Here is a 23,753-nt window from a genome sequence, read left to right on the forward strand (position 1 = left end):
CTAATCTTGTATAAAACGCTTGTCTTTCGCCAATACTTCGTGATATACTGACTAAAATCGCAATATTACGGAGGTTTCCTTATGAATAACGACAATAGTACCGAAGACATTACGCCAACAAACGCCACAACATCGTCAATACTCGACGGATTCGAGTTCGTCCCATCCGACGGCGTTCCCGCAATCAATCTCGACAAGCAACGCCGTTTCTATGTCAACTCGTCCGCCCAGAAGCTGCTCGGCATCCGTCCATATCAACGCCTAGCCATCCTATATGATCCGAGGGGCCGCTGCCTGGCGATCGCTCGACCGGAGGCTGTCGCCGATATGTCCGATGCCGCTACGTCTAATTACAACGTGGACAAGCGCTACTATATGAGTGCGCGCAAGTTTGCGGCGATGTACGGATATGACTCCGATAAGGCTCCGTACAGCTTCGAATATGACCGCGGGAGCAGTGACGGAAAGGTGTTCGTGTTCCGGTTGCGTGGCGCCGATAAGGCGGAAGGTTAGCGTTTGGATTCCTCCGCCTCTAGCCGCTCAATCGCAAATTCCAAGTATTTCGCTGCCTTGCGTAAGTCCTCCGTCGGTGTGTCGTGCTTATGCGGTGCGCGCGAGATATATTTGATCGCTGTACCCGCGCAGTGTGCAACGAACCCATCGTCGTACCCTTGCGTTATCTCCTCGATAATTTCGATAGTTTCGAAGCGTCCGGAATTGTAATGCGGAGGGTGTGAAACTACGTCGGTTACTTCAACGGCAGCCGATGAAATCCGCTCGAATGCGTCCTCCAAATCTAATACGATATACCCGCTTAGGTACGTCATTAGACGTTTTCCAGTCAACTGGTTAGCGCGTAATAATCCCGTATCGCAAGTATTTATTACTTCCGCCGTAGCCTCGACTTCATCCCCGTTATATCTCGTAATCTTAATGACATCCCCTACGCTAAATCCATATATATTCGTCATTTTAACGTCCCCTTTCGTCATTTACGTCCCATATGCGCCTTATATACCGCAACCAACCGCCTTAACGACTCCATCTCGTCTGCTGCCATTACGTCGGAACATTGCGAACCACTCTCGACCAATCCCGCAAATACCGCGTCTATGCCTGCGGTGTCGTCCGGGTCAATTGCGATGAAGTCCCGGAGGTAGTCCGCCTTGTATTCGTAGTTGAATGGCGGTAATGTGAACGATGCTTGCGGACCGTGTTCGCCGTGACTACTCATCGGCACTACCCGTAATAACACGCGCGACCGTGCGTCCATCTAATTTAACCGATATTTCACTGTCCGTTAGCTTTTCCGCAAATTGTGACGTAGAAGTCAGCGCCTGCCCCGCCTTGTAGTCAGCGTCGTTCACGCGCTTCTCTAGTTCCGCAACCTTGCGCGTTAGGCGGATTACGAGGTCTACTAAGTCCGGCTGGGATTCCGTCGGTGCGTCCGCCGTTGGTTCGTCGATTACCGGCTCGAGTACGATATACTCGTCGTAACTAATATATCCGATATTATTCGGGCCGTTTTCTGTCTTTGCGGAATTAACGTAGACCCCCGAATTACCTACCTCATCGACTGTAAGTACGTCACCGACTGAATATTTCCCACCCGTCATTACCGCACCGATAATAAGAATATTCCCGCCAATCTCCACCTCAATATCTTCGACTAAGCGATAACGCTCGCCATTGTGCCGGATGATTCCCGTTGGGGATAGCGTTTTGTAAAAGGATCGAGTATATTCTCCGTTATATTCTCCCGCCAATGTATCTACATTTACGTCCCCATCGTCGTGTGTTTTAGTAACCTTGCAGATACGTCCAGTACTGCTTACTACGTAATCACCAACGCGGGCTCTCCCGCCTCTCGCGCCAATCACCGCATATTCCCGCTCGATCCCGCCTAATTCCTCGTCTGCGATGTAGTGTCGATTTGATTCGCTAATGCTCGTACCCATATTATCGCTCCCTTTCGAATAATCAGGTTCCATTGTCGATGCTCCCGCAAGTATTTTCATAGCACGGTCAAATAGTCCTATATCGTCGCCGATTCTATCGTGTCTAATCAATTACCGTCACCTCCGCGTCTTGCCTGCCGAACTCTACCGCTTCATCCGTAGATTCCACTAGAATGTCTATACGCCCATGTCCGATATTTCCTCCCGTATCTTCCGCCACCGCCTCAAACGACTGTCCTCCGGTACTAACGCTTACTGTAGAACCGAGTGGAATCTGCGTAGGATCTACCGCAATTACTCGCTTACCTTCGTGATATATCCCGCCAGTTACGTCAATTCCCGTAGCAGTGACGCCTGTACATCCGGTATCACAATGCGCCGTATAAGCCGTAGCCTCCATCGTCATAGCTTCCGTATGTCCCAAAGGAACAACGCCAGACCTATCAGCGCCAGTATCACGATCACTGCTACGGCTAACATCGATGTCAGTGCGACCATTCTTCCGATTACTTGTATCGCTATATCGAGTTTCTCCGCCATCAGATTCCGCCTCCTTACGTTTGTCTAATTCCGTCCGTAGTTCGTCGTTTTCACGCTGTAATTTCTCTATATCGTCCGCTAGTGCATCGTACAAGTCCTCGGTAACTTCGACTTCCGCCTCTAAAGATTCGTTATCCTCCACCAACCTGTCCGCCTCTGCCTTTGCGCCAGTTTTATCGTCGATGTACGCCGGGTAGTCCGGAGGTTCTTCGAGGCAGGGCGCAAATAACGTACAGGCTACCGCTAGTTCTGTGATTAGTGCGATATTATCCGTCCTTTCCGACAAGTGCGTCGATTGATTCCGGGAAGTGTGGGCGCGCTAATTCGAGTACAGCCTTCGCATACTGCTGAAATTCGTATTGACTATCAGATGCCAGTCGCTGATTTAACAGATGGCATACCGCCTGTAATGATGCCGACCAATACCATCGAATATACATCGCATATGCCGGTAAGAATAGTCGCGCTTGCTCTGGAGCTACTCCACGAGCCATTGCCTCCCCGTATAACTGCTCGCCACGTAGTATATAGTCGAATAGTTCCTCGGTTAAATACGTTCCTTCCGACTCGTCAATGGGAACGCCACTGCCTTGCTTCGAGTTCTCCGGCTTACTTCGCCATTCGTCAGCATAAGGGACGTGAAATGTCGGTTCCTCCGTGACATACCGTCTACTTGACTCGTTGTGCGCATTGAACGAATGGTCGCTACCTATGACGTGCTTATGCCACTGCCTGGCGATCATTAAAGGCGCGTATATTTCGAATTGCAGGAATGCATGGCGGAAAGGACTCGAATGCCCTTCTCTCGCCAAGAAGGCGATTAATCTACGGTCACCATCCGTTAATTCTTCCGACTTTTTGTCGTAGCTGACGCGCGCTGCGTTTACTACGGATAAGTCCGTACCCATTACGTCATGGAGGATTACGTAACCTGTATCGTCTAACACGTTGATTTTATTCGTCAATTATTCGTCCTCCTTATTCCGGTAATGATCGATTAAAAATTTTATAAATAATCCGTATATATCAAGCGACTTAAGCACCTTACCGATTCCCCAAGTTATCCCTAGGCACGCAATCGCTAATACGCATATTGTTCCGGATAAGATAATCGTATAAGCTACGAAAGATACGATAGCACTGAACATCTAATCGTCCTCCCTTACGCCACTGCTCCCGAATCCACCGGTACCGCGCTTAGTCTCCGTCAAATCCCCGTCAATCTCAACGGCGGATACTTGCGGTAAGTATTGGACGACTAGTTGGGCGATGCGGTCGCTTTTGCGGATAAGGCAGGAGTGGGAAAATACAAGATCATCAGACTTGTATATGGTACCGTCTTCGTTGGTAATGATGTTACCTTTAGGGCCAAGAAGTACCCTGCTATTAGCCTTCTCATACATTGGAATGAAGTCCGCTTTATTCTCTACAATAACCCCAATGTTTCCAATATACTCGTTATCAACAGTACCGAGATGAACTTGAACAAATCCCCTTGATGTGATACCACTTCTCGGTCTAACCTGCGCTTCCATACCCTCCGGCAACTGTACGGCAACCCCCGTAGATACAACCGCAGTCTCTCCGGGATGTATAACAACGTCCTCTGCTGCGTACAAATCAAATCCGGAGTCTGTTGCGTGGGCTTTCGTCGGGATAATCGCGTCACTTGTTAGTCGTTTAAATCCGACAACAGGCTTATCGTCCGCCAATCTCCTCAGTACCTCGTGGTTATCCCGTATAGTTTCCTCGATTAATTCCTTGCCCGTTGTAAATTTCGCCATATTACTTCGACTCCTTCTCGATATATTTCATCGCGTTACTCCGCGCCTCTTCTAACGTATCTCCTCCGAATACTTCCGTACCTCCGTCTGGATTCCTCACCTCTGCGACATATACCGATTCACCGTCTACCTTCGCAGTGTATACGGATATTTCGTAGGATTTGGTAGCCGATTCGCTGTCCGCCAGCATGTCCTTTACGGCGGATAATATTACGGCTAGTATTAGACATCCGACTCCAAACCGGCTAATCTCGAAGCCACCCGTAAAAGCAATGAATATTCCGATCCACAGTAACGCTAGTATTCCGTTTGCTATTCGCATGACTTCGACTCCTTCCGCATAAATCCGAAATCATTGTCCCGCAATGTTGACGCCAGTACCTTCGCTATGCGGTTCGCCTGTTCTTCCGTGTGATCATCGAAACCTGCTTCGAACAATATTCCGTGTGTCATTTCGTGAATCAACGTATCTAGCGTCTTGCTTTCGCTAAGGGATTCCTCAAGGCTTATTGCAGTGTTTCCGTAATCAATTTCGCCCCAATTTCCTTGACCAGACGCCAATCCACTTACGGAGTTTACGGCGTAATCGTTCGCTCCTATTCGAAGTGATTTTGGCAAGTTTTCCATTACACCGACTCCTTTCTGGTAATCTCCCGAATAGTCTCGTCAACATTATCGGCATGATTACTGAACCAACCACGGTAATTCGTCTCTAGCTTATGACGGACAGCCCGCTCACCTTCGAAATGCTTCATATAGATATCGAACGGAGTCATTCCGGCATACCGTCTTAACCGCTGATTATCGACCTGCTTATTTGATCCTGTCGTGACAATCTTCGAAGTATCCGTTGGACGCGTGTATACCGTTCTTAATTCGTGCAAGTCGAAATTCTGCGCCTCGTCGATAATGATGAACGACCTGTCCCACGTAATACCTCGTGCATATGACGATGTTAACGGAACAACTTTCGGTATATTTCCGTTATCTGTTGACGACCATTCCTCGAATGTTCCGGGATTGACGTATTCCAACGCCTCAGCCAGCGGTGACATGTACGGTGCATCCTTCTCTCCGTTGTCTCCCGGTAGGAATCCTTGATCGCGGACAGGTACGGCATTTCGGATATAGATGATGCGGTCGTATTCCTCGTTTAGTACCGCGTAGGCTCCGGCGAGTACCGCAAGGACAGTCTTACCTGTCCCCGCAGGACTTTCGCAGAATACGCCTTGTACGAGATCGGGTGACGTCCACAGCGACTGCATATATGCATACTGGTGTCGGTCGGATAGTACGTTGAAACCTCGTTCGTTCAACCATTTCCAGCGAATATCTCCGTATTTGTTTCCCATCGAATCGCCTCCGTTTTAATTATTTGAAAAAGTCGTGGTCGAAATCCCGGTCAATACTGCGCTTCAACTTTACTATTCCGATGACATACAGCGTTAATACGATAACGTATATCACTGCGCTTATAATTAGCGGCAGGAATACGAGCCACCAACTCCACGCAATAACGCCTATTAGCTTCAATACTACGAATACAATCGTCAATACTTCTAAAATACCCATTTTACCGCCTCCGTTTGTTTTAGTGATACTTCCGATAACGTTTCGTAACCTCGCGCTCGAATTCGACTAAATCACGTAGTTTCATGTTCTTCTTATCCGCCAGTTTCTTCGACATTTCTTCCAAATAAGCCGCGTACACTGCTTCGTCTGCTAGGCGTTTTAATTCCGCCTCTATCTTATCTGCGAGTGAGGCTGATTTGGACTCCGCCTTTCTTACGAACAGGTTCCGTAATTTACGTAACATGTTATCACCGCCTTATACTTCTATATACGCAGATTGTCCGAGGAGTTAGGCGTTTTAATCGAAAATAAAATCCTCGTCATTACGCTTCACATACGACACACAATTTATCTTTACTAAACTGCTGCGCTGCGTTTGTACTATGCTGATAGTACAACGTCTTAACTCCGTTCTTCCATGCGAATAAGTACAAGTCGTTAATCTCTTTCGCTGATACGTCCGGATTAATCATAATATTTAACGATTGGCTCTGGTCGATGAACTGCTGCCTAATCGCTGCTTGGTCGAGGATTACGTACTGGTCGATTTCGCTGAACGTCTTGAATACGTCACGCTCATTATCCGTCAAATATCCGAGATGTTGCACGCTTCCGTCATGATCTCGAATATCGTTCCACGTTTCGCGATCATCTTTGCCGTATTTGGCGAGTACCTCCTTTAGATAAGGATTACGGATAGTCGCCTTAGTTTTCGCTAAATCCTTTACGTAAGTGTTCGAAAATAAAGGCTCAATCGATTGCGATACCTGTCCGAGAATGAATGCGGAACTAGTCGTCGGTGCAATCGCCATTAGTGTGGCGTTTCTACGTCCATAACCTTTCAGCAACTCCGGCTCCCCAAACATTTCCGCTAGTTCTTCCGATGCCTTATATGCTTTATCGTGTATACGTTGGTGAATCCATGCGTTACGCTTCGTCGCTTCCATACTTTCGAACGGAATCATGTTCGACTGTAAGTACGAATGCCATCCTAACGTCCCTAATCCGACCGCTCGATGCTCCTTAGCAAAGTTGTACGCCTTCTCCATGAAGTAGAACGCCTGTCTCTTTTCTTGTTCGTCTGAATCTCGCATGTCCTCTAACTTCGTGATAAACTCCGTCATTACCGCGTCAAGGAAGTACACCATTGTCTCTACTGCGTCTGTATCCTTCCATTCGTCATAATGTAGTAAGTTCATTGACGATAGACAGCATACGAACGAGTAATCTTCGTTAGTTGGTAACGTTATTTCGCTGCATAAATTACTGTGATTAATCGTCAGTCCTTTATCGCGATATACGTCAGCAGCTTCGTTATTTACCGTATCCTTAAAAAATATATAAGGATAGCCCATTTCTACGCGAGACTGAATTACCTTCGCCCATGTCGCACGCTTCTCTACATCTCCGTCAACCATCTCTTGCATCCACTTATCTGTTACCGTAACAGCATGCGTCAGTCCTTGTATTGCGTTACCTTCTGTACCAATCTTTAGAAATTCATCAATGTCCGGGTGTTCTACTGGAAGATAAGGCGAGAACGAGCCTCTACGTACTTTACCTTGACTAGCAACGTCCATAAGAGCCTCGAACAACTCCATAAAGTGTACTGCGCCTGATGATTCGCCATTATCCGTAATATTAGAGCCACGTGGTCGGAGCTTTCCGAAGTATCCTCCTGTACCTCCGCCTAGTTTACTCATCATCCCAATTTCGCCCGTTGCTCGCATAATGTCGCCCATATTATCTTGTATATCGATTGAATAACAGCTTATCGGCAACCCTCGATCTTTACCGAAGTTCGCCCATACTGGCGATGATAACGAGTAATATCCTTTCGACATATAGTCGTAAAACTTGGAGGAAAATCCATCGATACCGAGGATAATCTGTGCGTTTTCTGCTATCTCTTTAATACGTTGTTCTGGCGAGGTACCCTCCGTTAAGTAACCTCCGTTTAGGAAATCTCGGCTGTTTTTATTTAGCCAATCGAATGGCTTTCGTTGTTTTTCCGTCATCTATTTATCCGTCTCCTTTTCATATTCAATACTGTTAGACTCTAGGTAATCGTTAATCCCTGCCAATTCAGATGATGTAACTTTGAATGTATACGTAACAGAAGTTATTGGCTTTGGGTTTGGCTTTTCTATTTCGTGATACGTGATTCTTTCGATATTATCAATCCAATAAAGCCTATCGCCTACATCCTGTTTAGCGCTACCTATCTCAGCGAATACGTTGACATCGTAAAACTTGTCTCCGATCTTGCAAGTAAAGTCTGCGTAGTCTTGGTAATACCCTTGTCCGCACTCCATGTAATCGCGTGCAATATCTTCGAAATAAACCTCGATATCTCTAACGTCCTTTAGCCATCTATTATCCTCGATTACGTCGTATTGTTCGATTAAATATTTCTCCATAATTAACTGCCCCCTAAAATAAGTCATCCGCTCCTATACTTCGGCTGCGCTTCGTGTAATTAACGCTCCTCTTCACGAAAAAATCTACATGTTTGGTGGTTGAGATTTCATCATCAAACCAGTCCGTTTGTTCTACGATCGTCTCATCTACGTCGAATACTTCCTTATACCCGATACTCTTCAACGAGTTATTCAAACGATTCTTAACGAATTCCTTAACGGTCTCTTTCGGAAGGAAGTCTAAATCGCCCTCTTCGTAAATCCAGTCAATAACGATTTCCTCGGAACGATAAGCTTCGCGGCAGGCGTCCATAACTTGGCGCTCCATCTTATCGTCAAACCATTCCGGCTTTTCTTTGCGGATAATGTTAATCAATTCTATTCCAAATAGACCGTGAATCTGCTCCTCTTTCGACGTCGCTTCTATTACGTTGGATACGCCTTTAAATAGATTCCGGTGTTTGTTGAACGACATAATAATAAGGAATTGCGAGAACAGCGATACATGTTCGATGAATAGCGAGAATAGTAGAATCGACAATGCGTAGTCCTTATCGCTACCTGTTCGCGCTAACGCTACGCTATCCGTTAAATAATCTACCCTCTGCGACAATTCGGGAATATCCTCGATCTTTTCAAACTCGTTATTTAATCCGAGTATTTCTAGTAGATGCGAATATGCGTCATGGTGGCGGACTTCCGACTCCGCAAACGTATATCCGACCGAGCCTATTTCCGGCTTAGGCATACGGTGGTAAAGGTCGCCCCAGAACGTCTTAACCGCTACCTCTACTTGTGCTATCGCGAGCATAGCGTTCTTAATTGCGTTCCTTTCCGCGTCTGTTACGTTAACCTTAAAGTCCTGTATATCCGATGTATAATTAAATTCCGTATGAATCCAGTATGAATGCCTTATAGCGTCCTTGTACTCCGACATCTGCGGATACTCATACGGCTTCAAGTTAACCCTTCGCTTGAATATGTCGGGACTTCTATCTCGATTACGTAATTCTCGGTAGATAATGTAAGCTTTAGCCGTTTCTTTATATTCAGACGCAAGCAATATGGTCTCAACTAAGTCCTGGACGTCCTCTACCGTAATAGGCTCGTCCGTTCCCTCCGTTCTACCACGGACCAACGTCATAACATCTTGCGTTAGTACTTTCGCCTCTTTATCGCCAAACTCGCCCGTCTCTACACCGGCATTGCGGATAGCTTGCGTAATCTTGCTCGCATCAAAATCCACTGACGATCCATTACGTTTCTTAATCTTAGTTTCCGTCAAATAATCGCTCCCTTTTCGTTGTTTTAGTATTCGTCCGCTTGCATCTCCTCTAATATCGCCCGTGTCTTCCGTATCCCGACAATCGCCGTTATCTCTTCGTCATCTAATTCGGACATCCTTGCGAGTAGCTCCCGCCTTTTCTGGCGGATGTCACGCAATTCCTGGCGCTGATCTTCGAGTACCCTGCGTATTTGTTCCGAGAATACTGCGCTCATATACACAGCCCCTTCCACATTCCGACTATGACGACCACCATCATTGCGGCTATAAATAAGACGAGTAGCACCTCGGCTATTGCGTCAAGTACCTTAGATAACTTCGTCATAATATAAGGCTCCATATCGCAATGACTCCTCCTAGTGCTGCGGCGAGTATCGCTAGTAGTCCGACTGTTACGAGAACCATTGCCGCTATCTCCGAGAATTTCTTCATATCTCCGCACCTCCGTTAATTACGAATGTTATCTCCTTACCCCCGTGATATGCTTCCGCTATTTCGGTAACAATTACATGATTGTCCGGATTGTTGACGATAGCTAATGCGCGCTTGTGGGTATAATCGTACCTTTTTCGCCGTTTTACTTCTTCCTCAAGTTCACCCGTTGTATACCCGTCTAGATTACGTCTAAGTGGTTTCATAATATCTCCTCCTATAAATATCCTAATGAAAGTCCTATAATTACCGTCAAAACTAATACGAAAACATACTTTAAAATCCCTTTAACTGTATCGCCTAGACTTTCTTTGTAAGTTTCATCATTTTTACCTGCCACCTTACCAAAAAATAAGGATCGCAGTACCATTAGCGCATATGCGCCGCCGTATCCTATTTTAAAAGTACCGAACAATCCGACGGCTAACACGTTCCATGCAACCATATACGTAAATGGTAACGCCACTAGAAGCGTGAAAGTTAGTAAGATAACGTCTGTTATCAAGTAGGATATCTGGTTATCATCCTTCATATTACCACCCCTTTTCGATTAATTTATGCTCGTACATATACGCCAATCCAACCGCGCAGGCGTCACTTTCGTCATCTGTCGCAAAGAAGTACGGCTTATCTATCCGTAATATCTCCATAACAGCGTCAGCCACTTCGTCCTTAGTCGCCTTGCCCGAACCTGTGACCGCCTTCTTAACGGTAGTCACCGGAATCTCCGCGATTACCTTGTCCATCCGCATGTGGGCGTACAGGTCGGATATTCCCACCGTTTTGAAGATGGCCTGTGTCGTCGCAGCAAACCGCGAGAATCCTTTTTCTCGGACGATATGCTCCGGTTGGTACGTCGTAATATAACGGTCAATCTCCTCGCTAATCTCGCCTAGTCGGTATCCGTGAGACTTCGACGCCTTCGTTTTGACGTGCGATGTTTCGAGGACGATCGGTGCACCGGTTTCGGTAACTGCGAGTATTGCGAATCCTGGCGATGATAACGATAAGTCCAAGCAAAAAGTTACGTTAGAAAACGTCATCTATTCGCCTCCTTCCGTTACACTGTTCGCAAACATTGCTGACACAAACCCGACGAGCAACGGAAGCATAGCCTCTTCGTACGTACTTCCGAACAGTGCCGCGAGTCCGTAAGCCAGTGCCGTCAGAACTGCGATTGTAATTAACGTAAATATGAACCGCATATTATTCCGCCTCCCTTACTTCCGATATAAAGTCGACTACTTCTGCAAAGTTACGCTTCTTGAACTCCGGTAGACTTGACCTCGACATCTGCTTATTCATACGTTTTAAATCCCCGAACTCCTCTTCCGGCATTTCCTTCGCAATCAGCGTTTTGTAAGGGTTAAAAAGCCATCCGTCCACCTTTAGAGGTAACGGCTTACCTTCATCAATCGAATCTAGTATTTCGGTAAATCTATCGAATAACTCCGTTTTATCTTCGTCGGTTACGTGGACTCCAAACGCCCTAATATCCGGATTCTTTTCATAATCACCCTCCGCATATACCCACGTCTTCTTGGACGCATTCACGTAAAGTATTACGAACATGTCAAGATTATACATGTGGGCATAACTGACGCACTGCTTGACGTGTGATTCTTCCGGTTTGCGCATCGAGAACAATGACGTCCTGGCTGCCGTAGTCTGCTTCGACTTTACCTCGAGACCTACGCGGAATACTTCGCCGTCGTCTGCTACGTACTGCATGACGCCGTCGCCAGTTCCGTAAAGGTAAAACGACTTTCCGTTATGCTCGACGAGTACGTTGCGCTTCGCAAATTCCTCGAAAAGTGGCTCGCCTTTGTCCGTCCGTTCGAATTTAAACCGGCAAGGCTGTCCGACATGTTTCTCGTAATTGCGCTCCATCGACAATATCTCCCGTTGAATCATATCGCCGATCGACGTTCCGATTTTCTGCCACCGTGATTGGTGCGGCTGCTTCCGCATTACATCCTTTGGCGCCCGTTTCGCCTTGTAATACAACTCCTTCGGGCAAGCGTTCGCCGATGATGGAGAGAAGTAAGGCCGTTTCGGAAATACGTTCGGTGCGTTGGCATACCATTTCGCAATCTGCGTGTCTAGCGCATTATCCCAAACCTCCGGAAGACTATGAAACTCGTCCATTTGATCGACCAAATCGTCCGCTATTTGTTGCGCTAGTTGTGCGTTACCTCGTTTAGTTTTCGTCAAATAATCGTCCACCTTTCTATTGATTAAACCATTCTTCCACCGGAACACCCTCGCCCCACCGTTCCATTACCTCAATATCCGTACCATTTGGTACTACGTCTCCCCACGGATAGGACTCGAGCATAAGTTGGCGAATATCCTCCGCATCTTCCTTCGTGAAATCCCGCGGAACTTCGAACAGAATCTCGTCGTGAATGGACCCCCACAGCGCCCAGCCGGGCTTATTAGCGCAATACTCATGCGCCCTAATCATCGTAACCTTCGTCTGAATGGATGACGAACCTTGCACCCGGGCATTTGCGGCCTGACGAAACGCAGTCCCTATCTTAGCGTTGTGGATGCGTTCCTTCTTGTATTTATCGTTGAAATATTGTCCGTAAGGAATATTTTTACGTCGCCAAGTCGCCTCCGGAAGTCTTCGTTTACGGTATCCGTGATCCGCCCATACGAATCCCTGCTTTTGTACCGTTGCCTTATTCGCTTCGAGCCACGCATTCAATTTCGGCATACTACCGAACAATTCTTCCTTAAATTCCGTCGCTTCCTTCTTATCCACGCCCAACGTATTTGCCAAGGAAAAGTCGCTCATTCCGTACAATGTCGCAAGCCATACGACTTTCATCTGCTTACGTTCATCCGTATCACTTCCGTCATCGTTCTTGTATACTTCTTCATAAGGTCGCTTGAAGAAGTTTGACGCCATGTTTGCATAAGGATCGCGTTCTTCTAGGAATGCGTTAATTAATACAGGTTCTCCTGACATATACGCGACGCATCTTATTTCCTGCGCTTTAAAGTCGGCTCCTATGAGTACCTTACCCTCGGGAGCAACGAACATCTTCCGCGCATTCTCAGGTTGATTCTGCACATTAAACCCCTGTCCAGATTTATCCTCCTCGTCCTTACCTGAACTGAATCTTCCCGTCACCGTACCCATCGGATTAAAACGCGAGTGCCACCGCCTTGTTGTTGGGTTCTGTTTCTTAGGCAATGCGTCGATGTACGTCCCACTCAATTTAGTAACGTCCTTATATTCGATTAGATTTGCTATAACTTCATGCTTATCTTTCAAAGGATTGAGCGTCTTCTTCGCGTCCATATTCGGCAATTCTCGTCCTATCGCTTTAGATACTGCCGGCTTCATTTGCTGCGAGGAATTTAAGTTTATATCGCCATCTCCGGTGTGGTACGGCGCCAGAGTCCGAACTAATTCCCCCCGAAGTGATTCCGCCTTATCCCGCAATTCCTTTCCGTACCTCTCAGCGAAATCTAAATCGAGTACGTATCCGTTTGCCTCCAAGTCCACGATCACCGTCAGTAATGGCACTTCAACCGCCTCATAGTAGTCTAATATCGTCGGCATCTTCTCCATATGTCTTCGCTGAAACTCGTATAGTTTCCACGTTATTTCAGTGTCCTTCGCCCCATAAACCAACGCAATATCTAGCGGAACTTCCTTAAATTGAGCGTTATTTCCGAATAATTCCGCATAAGTATCAGACTCAACGCCTAGATATAGAGGCGCCAAGTCCTTCAACTTAAACGACGGTTCATTTTCGTTTAGCAAGTGCATTGCGGTCATCGTGTCCCACGCTACTCCTTTTACGTCCGACCCATGCCGGCGAAACATCGCTATATCAAATATCGCGTTATGGAAAACCTTTCCGATGCTTTCGTTCCTAAGTATCGGATCAACAGCGTCTATTACATAGTCTCTCGATAATTGAACGCAATCAACGTGGTCGACCGGGATATATACGTGCCTGTTCGCTACAGGGAGCGTAAATGACATACCTACGATAACGTCGGTATACACATCAACTCCCGTTGTTTCCGTATCAATCGCTACGATCGTCTCGTCCATTAGCGCATCAATTAACTCAACCATCTGGGATTCTGTCGTGATCAGTTCGTAGTTATCCGGAGTATCCTCGACCATCTTTCGTAATTTATCCGCCTTGCCGCGTTCCGCTAGCACTTTCCATAACCGCATAGCCTCCGCCTTATTAAACTTACCCTGACGTTCACCTTCCGCAGGCACCTCGCGCCCAATTTCACCAGCAGCCATCGCCCGCCTAACTTCGTGCAGCCTCCCGTTATCGCGGTCACTATTCTTCATCGCGAATATCCTCGTCCAGGCTTCGTCCATTGTCTCGGTGGCGTCCGACTTTAGCTTGGCGGCTTTGTTAATCCGCTCGGCTGCATCGTTGGTGTCCGACTGGCTGACGTTGTTTAACGTTAGTTTGATTTCCGTCAATGTATCGTCCTCCTTTCCGTTGTTTGACGTATGTTTCCGTAGTTACTTGTCGAAGCGATGTTCGACTGGCGTTACTAATTCGATATACTTATAGTCAACTAACCTTACCGAACCGGACTCTTTGCGGTATTTAAATATACCGTCTCTATCATCTCGTGTATCGATCAATTCGATGATACTTCCGACAGGCGATCCGTAATGGTCTACGGTAACCTCGACGATGACGATATCCCCGACCTTATACTCGTCCACCTTGCGCCCAATCTTCGCAAACTTGGCTTCCTTTTCCGATAACTTTTCGAGTGATGACGCTGGTGCGAAATCGTAGTCGGATTTGTCTAGTAATTGGATTTCATAGTCGCCGTCATCGTCAGTTCCTGCTACTATTTTAACGATTGTCCCTTCGTCAATATCGTCATGGTACGTATCTCCGATAACTTTAGCGTAATCTCCTACGGAAAACTTCGGACTAAATTCCTGTTTAGCTTCCGCCACTTCTGCGTCCGTAGCAGTAACTAGCGCACTTCTATTCGCGTATCCGTAAGATTCGCCGTTTACCTTCTCAATACGCAACGGAAGACTGTCTGCCCCGTCATCGTCCATAATTAATACGACATCTCCTTCGCTATGTTCGTGTTCATCGCGGGTAAACTTAGCGTACTCCCCGACTTCGAATGTCGGTGCATCTGGCGCAATCTCTACGACTTTGAATTCGCTAGACAGTAATCCAACGCCTAAGTCCTTTACGTGAATGCCACTGTCTCCAACTACCTCTTCGACCGTTAGGACGTCGCCAACTGCGTACTCTCCACTGGAGGCAATCTCTCTAACTACGATAACCTTGTCGCCAATTTTCGGTGTGGCTGACGTAATTTCATCGGACACCTTTTCGATTTGATCCTCGCCAATCCATCCGAAATATGATTCGTTCGCCCTCCACGCAATTCCTTCGCCTGCATAATCATTCTCCGGGCATCGTTGGTATAGCACGTACAAGGCACCGGAATCTCCTCGGACGACATCTCTGGGTGAGTACTTGCTTTCCGAGATGTCCACGATTACTTCGTCCTCACCCGAATCCTCCGCGCCTTCCTCCAGCGCAGTCACACGCGTTTCTAGCGAGTCAATACGTTCGTCTGTCGACGGGGAGTCGGAGTTACGTCCGATAATTTCGAACTCACTACGTAGAATTAACCGCCTGTTCTCCTCTACTCGGACGTCATTATCGGGATAGATGTATTGGACGGTAAGCACATCGCCTATCTCGTAATCACTACCCGCCATTACTGTCCGAGTAATCCGGATTTTATCGCCCACTTGCGGATCACCTCCGATTGTCGCATGCGACTCAGGTGGCCCCACTTTGCGGAATATTGTACATTGGTGGAGAATGTTTCCATGAATGTCCCCGGCGTTATCTATAACCGTAAATCCGCTAAATCCACCGGATACAACCTCGAAATATTCTCCCGCCGGGGCGTCTTCGGCGTAGTCATTATTTAATACGACATCACCTAGCTTTACATCGCCCCTTCCGCCCTCAACCATCTCGTACGTATCCCCGAGGTACGAAATCTTTGTAATATCCCCGTCAACCATATTCACCGTATGAACTCCGTTAAGTTTCGCCATTATATAACCGCCTCCGCCTTCTCAAATTCGTCAATATCGACGTCGTACTTTGCTGTAAACATCGCCAGACATCCGATTGAACATACGCATAAGTCGAGTTGTCCGCCTGCATCTCGCCATACTTCGTCACCTTCGAGGATATCGTCCATACAGTAGTCGCAGTGTCCGACTTCCTGGCGAGTGTCCTCGGGAGGGTTCGCTAACATTGCGTCGTAGTTACGTTCGTATTGTGCATCCGTCATTGGTACACCTCCGTAATCGCGCCAGTTATCCCGGATACCTCCGGTCCATCTAATGCCGTGATATCTTCGACTAACATCCCACGATCCAGCGATATTGGAAGTTCGACCCACCGCTTGGCTGCCGATATTTCAGACGCCCACACTTCGCCTTTCTCCTCATTCTCGAAGTAGAATACGCGTGGCACTTCGCCATCTTCCGCCAAGACGCCAATAATTAGATCAACGTCGGATTTCGGATAAGGCTTTCCGTTTCCGCTCTTACAATATACGACCATTTCGTTCTTCCGATCGCCACGAAGGCGAATCGTCTTACATTGGAACGTCTGCCACTCGCCAGTGAGGCGATCCTTTGCGACAAAGTCGTAAGGTTCCTCCGTTTCAGTTTCCGCCACTTGATATCCGCCTGCAATTAGCGCGGCTTTGGCGATTACTTGTGAATACTTCCCCGTAGTTTCGCTTATGTGAGCCATTCGACCGTCCCCTTTATCGTTTAGTTTACATCGTATTAGCGTGACTACTTCCGCATTAGAACGGAAGATCGTCGTCTGTAATGTCGCCATTTTCACCGCTTCCTACGCCGCTGACCGCCTGTCCTACGTCAGTCTTCGCTTCATCCTTACCGTAACCAATCAGCGTTATGTCGAAGCCGGCCTGCGTAAGTAGTTCGAGCTGTTCCGCCTCGTCAGCTTCGTAAAGAAGGCCGTCAAACAGCGTCATGTCGAACTCTTCCGGAGCCTTACCGAAGTTTTCCTTCTGCTTGTCCGTCAAGTCTTCGTCGAAGTCTAGTACAGGCGACAAGCTGACGGTAGTTGAAGTAGACTGTCCAGTCTTCGCTAATTCGAACGCCAGCTTGCCTAGTTTCTTCTCGTACTTCTTAATGGAGGCGTGAATTGCTTGCGCCTGATTCTTCGATACGTCGATGACGATTGGTTCTCCGGAGTCCAAGTCAATGAATCCCATCGCAAAACGTTGCTTCGGACGATACTTGCCCGCCTCTTGTCCGTGTTCGTCGTTGAAGTCTTGCGATAAATCCTTGTGGTATTTCCATGCAGCGTCCCACGGCGTATAGTTTTCGACCGGGTATCCTTTTGCGGACTTCTTACTTGGATTGGCGGCTACGAACGAATTGACTTGTTTAAAAATTCCGTAGCTATAAAACTGGATAAGATCGGCTGTTCCTAGTACCTTGACGGTTAACGTCGTTCCACTTTTGAATGAGGTAAATTCCTGCTTATCTCCTCCGCCGTCCTCCTGGTTTAATGCGTCCAATGCGTCTGTACCTGCTTGATACTTCGTCATTCAATCGTCTCCTTCTTCTTATATAATGTCGGGTATAGCTGCGCAGCTTGTCGCCCGTGGCGATGCATGAACGGTGTTCGGATGCCGTGGACTTCCGCGTTCATGCACCGCAACCGGCGGGCGATTATGATATCGCCGTTAATCCGAATTTCTCCGCCGCACGCTGTACCGATTTAACTTCGTTCTCAATACGCGCCTTTTCCTCAAGCGCCGCAAGAAGTTTCGTCTGTATTACGTCCTTAGTCCGAGGATTACGTGCCTTAAGCTGATTCAGCGTATGCTCCGCGACTGTAATTTCGATCTTACGTAACTCGCGATTAACCTTCGTCAATTCCTTCTCTATTTCCCTCGATAACATACCGGTCAGCTTCGTCATATAATCCGCGGCAATGCCCTTCGGCTTAACGGTGACTATCTTAATGCCGTCCGTTACAATTTCGTAGGATTCCGTAACGTAGTTCGTGCGATGCTCGTCCTTATATGAACGGGAAGCCTTGCGTAATTGCTCAGCTACCCATGCGCTGGCTACTTCGATTGATTCGATGCCTAAGCGTTCTTTAATCCGTTGTCTAGCGTGTGTAGTAATGATATATTCTTCGTTAGTTGACGTACTCATCCGACAAGCACTCCTTTCAGAGAAAAGTATTCGTATGTGTTACCATAGAAATCCGTTACATCCTCTGGTTGTCCGTTGTATTCATAGTACGTTGCCTCGATTGCTTCTGCGTTGGTAAGGATAGCGCGTCTTTCCTGCGTTTGTATTTCGTTTAATAGCGTTGAATGTTCGTTTGACATCGTAAAAACCTCCGTGTATTTTAGTTGGATTATATTAACGTATATTAAGACTTGATTAATTTCCTCAATTTGCGTATAATTTCGTGTTGTACGTGATATAATGAAATAGAGACGTTGAAATAGACATGTAATGTTTTAAGCTATAGATTCTGTTAATACAGTAAAATAGTCGGACTTATCTCCTTTTTGATTGGCGTCGAAAAGGTTGGCTATCTTACGGATACGTCTCTCAATCGTTTTATTGCATGTACCGAGGCGCTTGGCGGCGTCTAGGTAGGAAGTTGAATCGGAATAAGCAGTTAAGGCTTGGCGGCTTTTATTGTCTGCTTTTTCCAGTAAGTCGGAGATCAGTTGACGCTGGTCTCTTTTTTTCGTTATGTGTTCGATTAATTCTTCTTCTAAATCACTTGATAAGTTTTCCCCTTCTAACTCTTCGAAGATACTCACCGTGTTTCCTTCATCGTCTCCATATTCTAAGTTGACACTTTCTACTTTCGGTTTCCTTAGTATCGACTTGCACGAGTTACTTATCGAAACCCTCAAGATATTCTCGAAGTCTCCTAACTCTGCTTTGTAGTCCTTGGCGACGTCGTAAATCTTAAAGTGTACCTCGCTCTCTACTTCCAGCTTGTCCATCCTATACCTTGTCGATATGTTCTGGACTGTCTTCGCGATGAACCCTCCTAAGCTTTCGAAAATCTCGCTAAAGATTTCATCACTTTTAGTTTCCTGGTACATGACTACTAAATTATTAAGTTGTTGTTTATTCAATTTGTTTCCTCCTATTTGTTTGCCTTATACTCCTATATACGCAAAGTATTAAGTGTGTTAGGCATTATTTAGTAATTTATTTTTAAAATCTATTAAACTACTAAATGTAGAATACCACGAAGGTTTAGATATGTAAACCTTTTAGTTTAAATTTGTAAACTAAAAGTTGATTATTACGCACTAATAGTTTATAATTAAATTAACAACAAGGAGGAAATATTATTATGATAAGTTATAAACCGCTTCACCACACGCTACTAAATAAGGATTTAAAAGTAACTAACGTATGTAAGGATTTAAAACTTTCGTCTGCGACAAGGACTAAGTTAAATAAAAACGAATCAGTATCGCTTTCGACAATCGAGAAGTTATGCTCGCACCTCGAAGTACCAATCGAGGATGTGGTCGAGATTGTGAAAGATTCGGAATAATTTCTACTGCATTACGTTTATATTACAGTATTATGACTAAATGGTAAATAGTACCTACGACTTTCTACGTTGGTAAGTTTTACCAATAGATCGGCGCCCTTGACGAGCAATACGTCATTGGCGTCTTTTTCGTCCTCGTAATCAACGTCAACCAACTCGACATATCCACGCAGCACATCCGCAACCTGCTCGTTTAATCTCCGCCCCATCTCGTCATTATCTCCGCCTAACAACAGTCGCTTAATCGGACTCCTTCGTATAATGTCGATCTGCTGGCGGGATATGTGCGCCCCACCAATCGCAATCGCCGGAACACCCGCCACCTGCCACGACATCGCATCGATCTCACCTTCGCACAGCACGACTTCTTCCGACTGTTCCCGGTTTACAACGTCCATTCCGAACACCAGTCGCCTAATCTGCGTGGCCCCTTTGACGTAGAAAAAACGCTTATCCCGTGTCGAACGATACTTGACGTTACCTAATCGTCCGTCCGGAAACCTCCACGGTATCGCCGTAAATCCTCGATACTGTTCGCTGTATCCGATGCCGTGCTCTTCCTGGACGTCCGCCGAAATGCCTCGCGTTATAAGGTACGGACTGACCGCCTGTGTAACGATTGATGACGGAAGTTCTTTATCCTGCGTCTTAGTCCGCAGCGTTGGTGTAGGTAATACGATATCCTCGCCTTGCTCAACGACGTACAACGCTCCGTATTCTTCGAGCAGATATTCCTCCGCCGCTTCCTGCGACTCATTTCGTAGATGTCCGAGCAGCTTGGCGAAGTTACCTCCGGCATATTCATCGTCCAACGCTCCGGAATCTCCCCATACACCGGCGTAATCACCGTCCAAGGATATCCAGAATGACGGAGCTTTGTCGACACGGAACGGACTGGATGCGACTAGCTTGTCCGATGACCAGCGCGCTCGGTGTCCGAAATCATATTCACGTAGTTCCGCCTCGATATCGACATCTACGTCGTGTCCGCGTACTTTGATTATCGCCAATTAGTCCGCCTCCTCGATCGTCTCATCTAGGAATCTTTTGGCATTGGTAACATAATGTTTTTTAACGCCGTTGCTTTTATTGGAATTTATAACATAATAAAGTTCCTCGGATGCGGATGCCATGATCTGTTTGTAGCGTTTGATTTCATCTTCCATCTTTAAACACTTCATAGAATAATAAGGCTCATTGTCTTCCAATTTCTGCATCAGGCTATCCATTTCACCATTTAACTGGAAGTTTTCCTTCTCCAATTCCTCCACACGTTCTGCCTTCTCAATAATATCTAACCAATCACTTTGAAAAACCCTTCCAGCCCAATTACCCTCTAACACCAGTGTTTTTATTTCATTCAACCTACTCATAATATTCCTCCTTTAAAAGTTAAATCCGGATAACGCTGCGCTACCGACGTCGATTTCCTTCACGATTCCAACTTGCGGTATGTACAGGATTTCCGACTCATTACCTTCTCCACCTGACCGTCCTTTATTTACGCCAACAAGTCCGCGTCCCTGCTTATAGTCCGTATCAACCCCGATTAGCATGTACGCATCTTCAAGAAGTGATTTCGTTTTTTTGACGTCTTCCCTATTTGGTAGCGCCAACTCACGTCCTCCGTCTTCGTCCTTATCTTCCTTCGTCTCATCCGCCTGTGTAATCGCTATTATTACCGCTGATGACCGCCCAGCCAGCGCCCTTAACTTCATCGACGTATTACTAGCGTCACCACCCGCAGTTTTAGACGTGTTCTTTTCGTACGTCATGTAATAGAACGGATCAATTATTACGAAGTCCGCGTCTACCTCGTCCATGTCCGCCTCTAGCGCTCGAATACTGCGATCAGCAAAGTCCTCGTCATCTACCGCCCGTACCGTTATATTCCCTTCCATGTGCTCGTTAATAGTGGCGACAAATATTCGGAATGCCTTCTCGAATTCCTCCGAAAGTCGTCCGAGTCTCATGTCGGTCGAGTCGAATCCGGCCGTCATATGTTCCCCGTGAATCTCGGCCGTGGTGACACCGGTCTTTCCGGATAGCGATACGTAGATACGCACCATCACCTCGTATGCGCCCATTTCCATGGCCCAGAGCAACACATTAGCGCCCTGCTGCGCCGCGTATACGCCCTCCTCGAGACTAATTACGGACTTACCCCGCCCACTCTTTCCGTAAACAACGTAAAGGTTTGACGATATATACTCGCCGATTGACGAGAATCTCGATTTCCATAGGCGGAATGACTTGCCTTCCTTGCGTCGATCATACTCCTCGAGGAACTTTTCTCCGTCAGTTTTGACGTCTGTTCCTACTTTATCACGAACGCTTGTTCTTAGTTTAACCGATTCCAGCATTTTTGGCAACTCGTTTTCTACGAATTCCCTCCCGCCCATTTCGTTAAGTTTTCGGCTAAAGTCTCCCGACTCGAACCATTCCACAACTGCTAGTTTCGCTGCATGATCCTTTATCTGCGCCGTAAGCCACTTAAAGCTGTCGGACACTTCCGGCACATACTCGAATCCCTCGACCTCCGCAGCCACTGTCGCATATGATGGCGCCTTGCCTCCGTTATCCTCCGCATATTCCGTAATGAAACGAAGTGTGTTCCGGTCAACATCCGAAGGCATGTCCGATTCCGTTATATTGTGGCGCGTTAATGCCATTACGTCGTTATCGTCGATTACCTTATTTAGCAGTAGTTTTCCGTATTGCATACGTTACCTCCTCCCTCGTTTGCTTCCGCCCTTGAAGTGAATTACACCCGCTTGATCACGGATTCTGTCGTACAGTCTATCGTCGAACACTTTCGCCATTTCCTTTATCGTCAAGTTACTTGTGAATATAGTAGGCATTCCGTTGGATGTGCGGTGATTTATGACCGTATGCAAGTCTCCTCTAAATCCGTCACTGGCCTTCCCTCTTACGCCAATATCATCGAGAACTGCGAACGGCGCTCGCTTTGCCTTTTCCATTTGATCGTAGTATGGTCGACTATTCTTTTCTGCGATATCCTGCGGAATATTTGGCCGCGTGAATCCGGTATATAATTCCTGCCAAGCGTTCACATCTAGGAAATATGCCGGTTGTTGTCGAGGATGTTTGCCTGCCTTTAACGAACTTAAGTAGTCGTGTGCGATCCAATTGTTCAAGACCGCACTAGCTGACGTTGTTTTTCCGGTTCCAGGTGAATCCGACCACATGTATAAGCTTTTTATCCGTCCTTCCCTTCCAAACGTTTTCACGTATTCATCGAGTAGTGCGTATATGTCCGGCTGACTAGCGCGGACTGGCGAATTGGCGAGCGTTACGTCGCGGTAATCCTTCGGCAGTCCTGCGCTGGATACTCGTCCGCCATTTCCGTCCAGTCCCATCATAGCGATTCGATGCGGGCAGTATGGCGTACAGTTGGCGCATTTGTCATTCCGGTATTCCGATAAAATACATTCCGTCAAATTGCGTTCCTCCTTTCGTTATAAGGCGTAGTTATTCGCGTGAGTCGTCGATTACTTCTCCGTCGAGTGCTACAATAGAAGTAACTTGCGCCTGGTTATTCCCGTACCTCATATCCTTCTCCGACGTTGGCGTTATAGTATAAATAACCCCTTTATAATCGACACTGTCGTAATTACGAACTTCCGTCGGATTCGGTGCGTTAAGGTAATAAGAAGGTATAGCTAGTCCTAGTGCGCGTCGCAATGCGATTGCCTTTCCGATGTGTACGTTGAAGCAGTCATCCGGATTACATTTTGCAATACCTTCGGTCAAAGTAAACCCACTAAATAGGTGCTTTATTTTAGCGACTACTACCCGACGCTTTTGATCCGTAATGAACTCCATTTCGTCCGCGGATATCTGGCGTTCTTTCAATAAATCGTAAACATCCGACTTAGCCTTCGCAACAATCTCGTCGCGCTTCTTCTGATCCAACTTCGCCAACTTTTCCGGGGTTAATATAGTCTCGGATATCTCGCGTAGTTTTGCGTCATCCTTTCCGTGTTGATACCCCTCCTCGTAAGCCCTTCGTCGAATCGCTTGGATAGTCTCCTCGACACGTTCGCTAAGTTCCGCGTAATACATTTCGTGTAATTCCTTCATATTATCCGCTCCTTTTT

Annotated in this window: 35 protein-coding genes; 2 read left to right on the plus strand and 33 right to left on the minus strand. The window is 46.7% G+C overall.

All coding sequences use genetic code 11. The features are described 5' to 3' along the window. Positions 1 to 81 precede the first annotated feature (81 nt). A complete protein-coding gene (locus JOC34_RS13775) occupies positions 82 to 513 on the plus strand; it encodes a hypothetical protein (RefSeq protein ID WP_205137352.1) in 432 nt (143 codons plus the stop codon). Here the strand turns inward: JOC34_RS13775 and JOC34_RS13780 are convergent. From JOC34_RS13780 to JOC34_RS13915, 28 genes are all read right to left on the minus strand, one after another. Further along, positions 510 to 971 carry a DUF3310 domain-containing protein gene (locus JOC34_RS13780; RefSeq protein WP_205137353.1) on the minus strand — a complete coding sequence of 154 codons (462 nt, stop codon included), beginning with the start codon at positions 969 to 971 and terminating at the stop codon, positions 510 to 512. The two genes, JOC34_RS13775 and JOC34_RS13780, sit on opposite strands and share 4 nt — an antisense overlap. 255 nt (positions 972 to 1,226) lie before the next feature. Further along, positions 1,227 to 2,069, minus strand: coding sequence for a hypothetical protein (locus JOC34_RS13785; protein ID WP_205137354.1), 843 nt, complete (start codon positions 2,067 to 2,069; stop codon positions 1,227 to 1,229). Beyond that, positions 2,062 to 2,784, minus strand: coding sequence for a 3D domain-containing protein (locus JOC34_RS21825; RefSeq protein ID WP_239544384.1), 723 nt, complete (start codon positions 2,782 to 2,784; stop codon positions 2,062 to 2,064). The genes JOC34_RS13785 and JOC34_RS21825 overlap by 8 nt, the downstream gene beginning before the upstream one ends. Next, positions 2,765 to 3,463, minus strand: coding sequence for an FAD-dependent thymidylate synthase (thyX, locus tag JOC34_RS13795; RefSeq protein WP_205137355.1), 699 nt, complete (start codon positions 3,461 to 3,463; stop codon positions 2,765 to 2,767). Before thyX ends, JOC34_RS21825 begins: the two co-directional genes overlap by 20 nt. Then, on the minus strand, positions 3,464 to 3,646 hold the full coding sequence (locus JOC34_RS13800; RefSeq protein WP_205137356.1) for a hypothetical protein: 183 nt from the start codon (positions 3,644 to 3,646) through the stop codon (positions 3,464 to 3,466). It lies immediately after the preceding gene. After that, complete coding sequence (locus JOC34_RS13805; protein WP_205137357.1) at positions 3,647 to 4,282, minus strand: dUTP diphosphatase; 636 nt, start codon at positions 4,280 to 4,282, stop codon at positions 3,647 to 3,649. Position 4,283: 1 nt separating this feature from the next. Continuing rightward, complete coding sequence (locus JOC34_RS13810; RefSeq protein ID WP_205137358.1) at positions 4,284 to 4,604, minus strand: hypothetical protein; 321 nt, start codon at positions 4,602 to 4,604, stop codon at positions 4,284 to 4,286. Next, positions 4,595 to 4,909, minus strand: a complete 315-nt coding sequence (locus tag JOC34_RS13815; RefSeq protein ID WP_205137359.1) for a hypothetical protein — start codon at positions 4,907 to 4,909, stop codon at positions 4,595 to 4,597. Before JOC34_RS13815 ends, JOC34_RS13810 begins: the two co-directional genes overlap by 10 nt. Beyond that, complete coding sequence (locus JOC34_RS13820) at positions 4,909 to 5,634, minus strand: PhoH family protein (RefSeq protein WP_205137360.1); 726 nt, start codon at positions 5,632 to 5,634, stop codon at positions 4,909 to 4,911. Before JOC34_RS13820 ends, JOC34_RS13815 begins: the two co-directional genes overlap by 1 nt. Positions 5,635 to 5,653: 19 nt before the next feature. Beyond that, a complete protein-coding gene (locus JOC34_RS13825; protein WP_205137361.1) occupies positions 5,654 to 5,854 on the minus strand; it encodes a transmembrane Fragile-X-F protein in 201 nt (66 codons plus the stop codon). Between the two features lie 19 nt (positions 5,855 to 5,873). After that, the gene (locus JOC34_RS13830; RefSeq protein WP_205137362.1) at positions 5,874 to 6,098 is read right to left on the minus strand and encodes a hypothetical protein; all 225 of its coding nucleotides are present in this window, start codon (positions 6,096 to 6,098) and stop codon (positions 5,874 to 5,876) included. A 79-nt stretch (positions 6,099 to 6,177) separates the two neighbouring features. Then, complete coding sequence (locus JOC34_RS13835; protein ID WP_205137363.1) at positions 6,178 to 7,872, minus strand: ribonucleoside-diphosphate reductase subunit alpha; 1,695 nt, start codon at positions 7,870 to 7,872, stop codon at positions 6,178 to 6,180. Then, positions 7,873 to 8,274 carry a hypothetical protein gene (locus JOC34_RS13840; protein WP_205137364.1) on the minus strand — a complete coding sequence of 134 codons (402 nt, stop codon included), beginning with the start codon at positions 8,272 to 8,274 and terminating at the stop codon, positions 7,873 to 7,875. A 13-nt stretch (positions 8,275 to 8,287) separates the two neighbouring features. Continuing rightward, entirely contained in the window at positions 8,288 to 9,559 is a 1,272-nt protein-coding gene (locus tag JOC34_RS13845) for a ribonucleotide-diphosphate reductase subunit beta (protein WP_205137365.1), read from the minus strand. A gap of 23 nt (positions 9,560 to 9,582) precedes the next feature. Next, positions 9,583 to 9,774: a hypothetical protein gene (locus JOC34_RS13850; protein ID WP_205137366.1), complete on the minus strand. Its 192-nt coding sequence runs from the start codon at positions 9,772 to 9,774 to the stop codon at positions 9,583 to 9,585. Between the two features lie 213 nt (positions 9,775 to 9,987). Next, entirely contained in the window at positions 9,988 to 10,197 is a 210-nt protein-coding gene (locus JOC34_RS13855) for a hypothetical protein (protein ID WP_205137367.1), read from the minus strand. An 11-nt stretch (positions 10,198 to 10,208) separates the two neighbouring features. Then, positions 10,209 to 10,523: a hypothetical protein gene (locus tag JOC34_RS13860; RefSeq protein ID WP_205137368.1), complete on the minus strand. Its 315-nt coding sequence runs from the start codon at positions 10,521 to 10,523 to the stop codon at positions 10,209 to 10,211. 1 nt (position 10,524) lies between these two features. Next, positions 10,525 to 11,034, minus strand: a complete 510-nt coding sequence (locus tag JOC34_RS13865) for a crossover junction endodeoxyribonuclease RuvC (RefSeq protein WP_205137369.1) — start codon at positions 11,032 to 11,034, stop codon at positions 10,525 to 10,527. Next, entirely contained in the window at positions 11,035 to 11,196 is a 162-nt protein-coding gene (locus JOC34_RS13870) for a hypothetical protein (protein WP_205137370.1), read from the minus strand. A 1-nt stretch (position 11,197) separates the two neighbouring features. Continuing rightward, positions 11,198 to 12,205, minus strand: a complete 1,008-nt coding sequence (locus JOC34_RS13875; RefSeq protein WP_239544385.1) for a hypothetical protein — start codon at positions 12,203 to 12,205, stop codon at positions 11,198 to 11,200. A gap of 16 nt (positions 12,206 to 12,221) precedes the next feature. Then, positions 12,222 to 14,198, minus strand: a complete 1,977-nt coding sequence (locus JOC34_RS13880) for a DNA polymerase (protein WP_239544388.1) — start codon at positions 14,196 to 14,198, stop codon at positions 12,222 to 12,224. A 306-nt stretch (positions 14,199 to 14,504) separates the two neighbouring features. Next, positions 14,505 to 15,458, minus strand: a complete 954-nt coding sequence (locus JOC34_RS13885; protein ID WP_205137371.1) for a hypothetical protein — start codon at positions 15,456 to 15,458, stop codon at positions 14,505 to 14,507. Between the two features lie 635 nt (positions 15,459 to 16,093). Beyond that, complete coding sequence (locus JOC34_RS13890; RefSeq protein WP_205137372.1) at positions 16,094 to 16,336, minus strand: hypothetical protein; 243 nt, start codon at positions 16,334 to 16,336, stop codon at positions 16,094 to 16,096. After that, entirely contained in the window at positions 16,333 to 16,896 is a 564-nt protein-coding gene (locus JOC34_RS13895) for a hypothetical protein (RefSeq protein ID WP_205137373.1), read from the minus strand. Before JOC34_RS13895 ends, JOC34_RS13890 begins: the two co-directional genes overlap by 4 nt. Next, complete coding sequence (locus tag JOC34_RS13900; protein WP_205137374.1) at positions 16,862 to 17,635, minus strand: hypothetical protein; 774 nt, start codon at positions 17,633 to 17,635, stop codon at positions 16,862 to 16,864. The genes JOC34_RS13895 and JOC34_RS13900 overlap by 35 nt, the downstream gene beginning before the upstream one ends. 124 nt (positions 17,636 to 17,759) lie before the next feature. Continuing rightward, positions 17,760 to 18,251 carry a hypothetical protein gene (locus JOC34_RS13905; RefSeq protein WP_205137375.1) on the minus strand — a complete coding sequence of 164 codons (492 nt, stop codon included), beginning with the start codon at positions 18,249 to 18,251 and terminating at the stop codon, positions 17,760 to 17,762. Continuing rightward, on the minus strand, positions 18,248 to 18,430 hold the full coding sequence (locus tag JOC34_RS13910) for a hypothetical protein (RefSeq protein WP_205137376.1): 183 nt from the start codon (positions 18,428 to 18,430) through the stop codon (positions 18,248 to 18,250). Before JOC34_RS13910 ends, JOC34_RS13905 begins: the two co-directional genes overlap by 4 nt. Before the next feature lie 135 nt (positions 18,431 to 18,565). Further along, positions 18,566 to 19,201, minus strand: a complete 636-nt coding sequence (locus JOC34_RS13915; RefSeq protein WP_205137377.1) for a sigma-70 family RNA polymerase sigma factor — start codon at positions 19,199 to 19,201, stop codon at positions 18,566 to 18,568. 224 nt (positions 19,202 to 19,425) lie between these two features. Between JOC34_RS13915 and JOC34_RS13920 the strand changes: the two genes are divergently transcribed. Next, complete coding sequence (locus JOC34_RS13920; protein ID WP_205137378.1) at positions 19,426 to 19,632, plus strand: helix-turn-helix domain-containing protein; 207 nt, start codon at positions 19,426 to 19,428, stop codon at positions 19,630 to 19,632. Between the two features lie 17 nt (positions 19,633 to 19,649). On the opposite strand, the gene JOC34_RS13925 is transcribed toward JOC34_RS13920, so the two are convergent. The 5 genes from JOC34_RS13925 to JOC34_RS13945 form a co-directional block, all read right to left on the minus strand. After that, positions 19,650 to 20,642, minus strand: a complete 993-nt coding sequence (locus JOC34_RS13925) for a toprim domain-containing protein (protein WP_205137379.1) — start codon at positions 20,640 to 20,642, stop codon at positions 19,650 to 19,652. Beyond that, positions 20,643 to 21,005: a hypothetical protein gene (locus JOC34_RS13930; protein ID WP_205137380.1), complete on the minus strand. Its 363-nt coding sequence runs from the start codon at positions 21,003 to 21,005 to the stop codon at positions 20,643 to 20,645. A gap of 12 nt (positions 21,006 to 21,017) precedes the next feature. Beyond that, positions 21,018 to 22,355, minus strand: a complete 1,338-nt coding sequence (locus tag JOC34_RS13935; protein WP_205137381.1) for a DnaB-like helicase C-terminal domain-containing protein — start codon at positions 22,353 to 22,355, stop codon at positions 21,018 to 21,020. 3 nt (positions 22,356 to 22,358) lie between these two features. Continuing rightward, a complete protein-coding gene (locus JOC34_RS13940) occupies positions 22,359 to 22,883 on the minus strand; it encodes a P-loop NTPase family protein (protein WP_338062677.1) in 525 nt (174 codons plus the stop codon). Between the two features lie 241 nt (positions 22,884 to 23,124). Beyond that, a complete protein-coding gene (locus JOC34_RS13945) occupies positions 23,125 to 23,736 on the minus strand; it encodes a hypothetical protein (RefSeq protein WP_205137383.1) in 612 nt (203 codons plus the stop codon). Positions 23,737 to 23,753 lie beyond the last annotated feature (17 nt).

The organism is Virgibacillus halotolerans, assembly GCF_016908515.1.
Classification (GTDB): Bacteria; Bacillota; Bacilli; order Bacillales; family Amphibacillaceae; genus Virgibacillus_M; species Virgibacillus_M halotolerans.

Coding starts and splice junctions, on each gene's coding strand:
- JOC34_RS13800 (WP_205137356.1), bottom strand. CDS start 3,646: ATGTTCAGTGCTATCGTATCTTTCGTAGCTTATACGATTATCTTATCC.
- JOC34_RS13890 (WP_205137372.1), bottom strand. CDS start 16,336: ATGACGGATGCACAATACGAACGTAACTACGACGCAATGTTAGCGAAC.
- JOC34_RS13780 (WP_205137353.1), bottom strand. CDS start 971: ATGACGAATATATATGGATTTAGCGTAGGGGATGTCATTAAGATTACG.
- JOC34_RS13810 (WP_205137358.1), bottom strand. CDS start 4,604: ATGCGAATAGCAAACGGAATACTAGCGTTACTGTGGATCGGAATATTC.
- JOC34_RS13935 (WP_205137381.1), bottom strand. CDS start 22,355: ATGCAATACGGAAAACTACTGCTAAATAAGGTAATCGACGATAACGAC.
- JOC34_RS13920 (WP_205137378.1), top strand. CDS start 19,426: ATGATAAGTTATAAACCGCTTCACCACACGCTACTAAATAAGGATTTA.
- JOC34_RS13835 (WP_205137363.1), bottom strand. CDS start 7,872: ATGACGGAAAAACAACGAAAGCCATTCGATTGGCTAAATAAAAACAGC.
- JOC34_RS13855 (WP_205137367.1), bottom strand. CDS start 10,197: ATGAAACCACTTAGACGTAATCTAGACGGGTATACAACGGGTGAACTT.
- JOC34_RS13825 (WP_205137361.1), bottom strand. CDS start 5,854: ATGGGTATTTTAGAAGTATTGACGATTGTATTCGTAGTATTGAAGCTA.
- JOC34_RS13905 (WP_205137375.1), bottom strand. CDS start 18,251: ATGAGTACGTCAACTAACGAAGAATATATCATTACTACACACGCTAGA.
- JOC34_RS13850 (WP_205137366.1), bottom strand. CDS start 9,774: ATGAGCGCAGTATTCTCGGAACAAATACGCAGGGTACTCGAAGATCAG.
- JOC34_RS13865 (WP_205137369.1), bottom strand. CDS start 11,034: ATGACGTTTTCTAACGTAACTTTTTGCTTGGACTTATCGTTATCATCG.
- JOC34_RS13840 (WP_205137364.1), bottom strand. CDS start 8,274: ATGGAGAAATATTTAATCGAACAATACGACGTAATCGAGGATAATAGA.
- JOC34_RS13860 (WP_205137368.1), bottom strand. CDS start 10,523: ATGAAGGATGATAACCAGATATCCTACTTGATAACAGACGTTATCTTA.
- JOC34_RS13870 (WP_205137370.1), bottom strand. CDS start 11,196: ATGCGGTTCATATTTACGTTAATTACAATCGCAGTTCTGACGGCACTG.
- JOC34_RS13805 (WP_205137357.1), bottom strand. CDS start 4,282: ATGGCGAAATTTACAACGGGCAAGGAATTAATCGAGGAAACTATACGG.
- JOC34_RS13900 (WP_205137374.1), bottom strand. CDS start 17,635: ATGACGAAGTATCAAGCAGGTACAGACGCATTGGACGCATTAAACCAG.
- JOC34_RS13910 (WP_205137376.1), bottom strand. CDS start 18,430: ATGTCAAACGAACATTCAACGCTATTAAACGAAATACAAACGCAGGAA.
- JOC34_RS13820 (WP_205137360.1), bottom strand. CDS start 5,634: ATGGGAAACAAATACGGAGATATTCGCTGGAAATGGTTGAACGAACGA.
- JOC34_RS13830 (WP_205137362.1), bottom strand. CDS start 6,098: ATGTTACGTAAATTACGGAACCTGTTCGTAAGAAAGGCGGAGTCCAAA.
- JOC34_RS13815 (WP_205137359.1), bottom strand. CDS start 4,909: ATGGAAAACTTGCCAAAATCACTTCGAATAGGAGCGAACGATTACGCC.
- JOC34_RS13880 (WP_239544388.1), bottom strand. CDS start 14,198: ATGCGGTTATGGAAAGTGCTAGCGGAACGCGGCAAGGCGGATAAATTA.
- JOC34_RS13930 (WP_205137380.1), bottom strand. CDS start 21,005: ATGAGTAGGTTGAATGAAATAAAAACACTGGTGTTAGAGGGTAATTGG.
- JOC34_RS13775 (WP_205137352.1), top strand. CDS start 82: ATGAATAACGACAATAGTACCGAAGACATTACGCCAACAAACGCCACA.
- JOC34_RS13895 (WP_205137373.1), bottom strand. CDS start 16,896: ATGGCGACATTACAGACGACGATCTTCCGTTCTAATGCGGAAGTAGTC.
- JOC34_RS13945 (WP_205137383.1), bottom strand. CDS start 23,736: ATGAAGGAATTACACGAAATGTATTACGCGGAACTTAGCGAACGTGTC.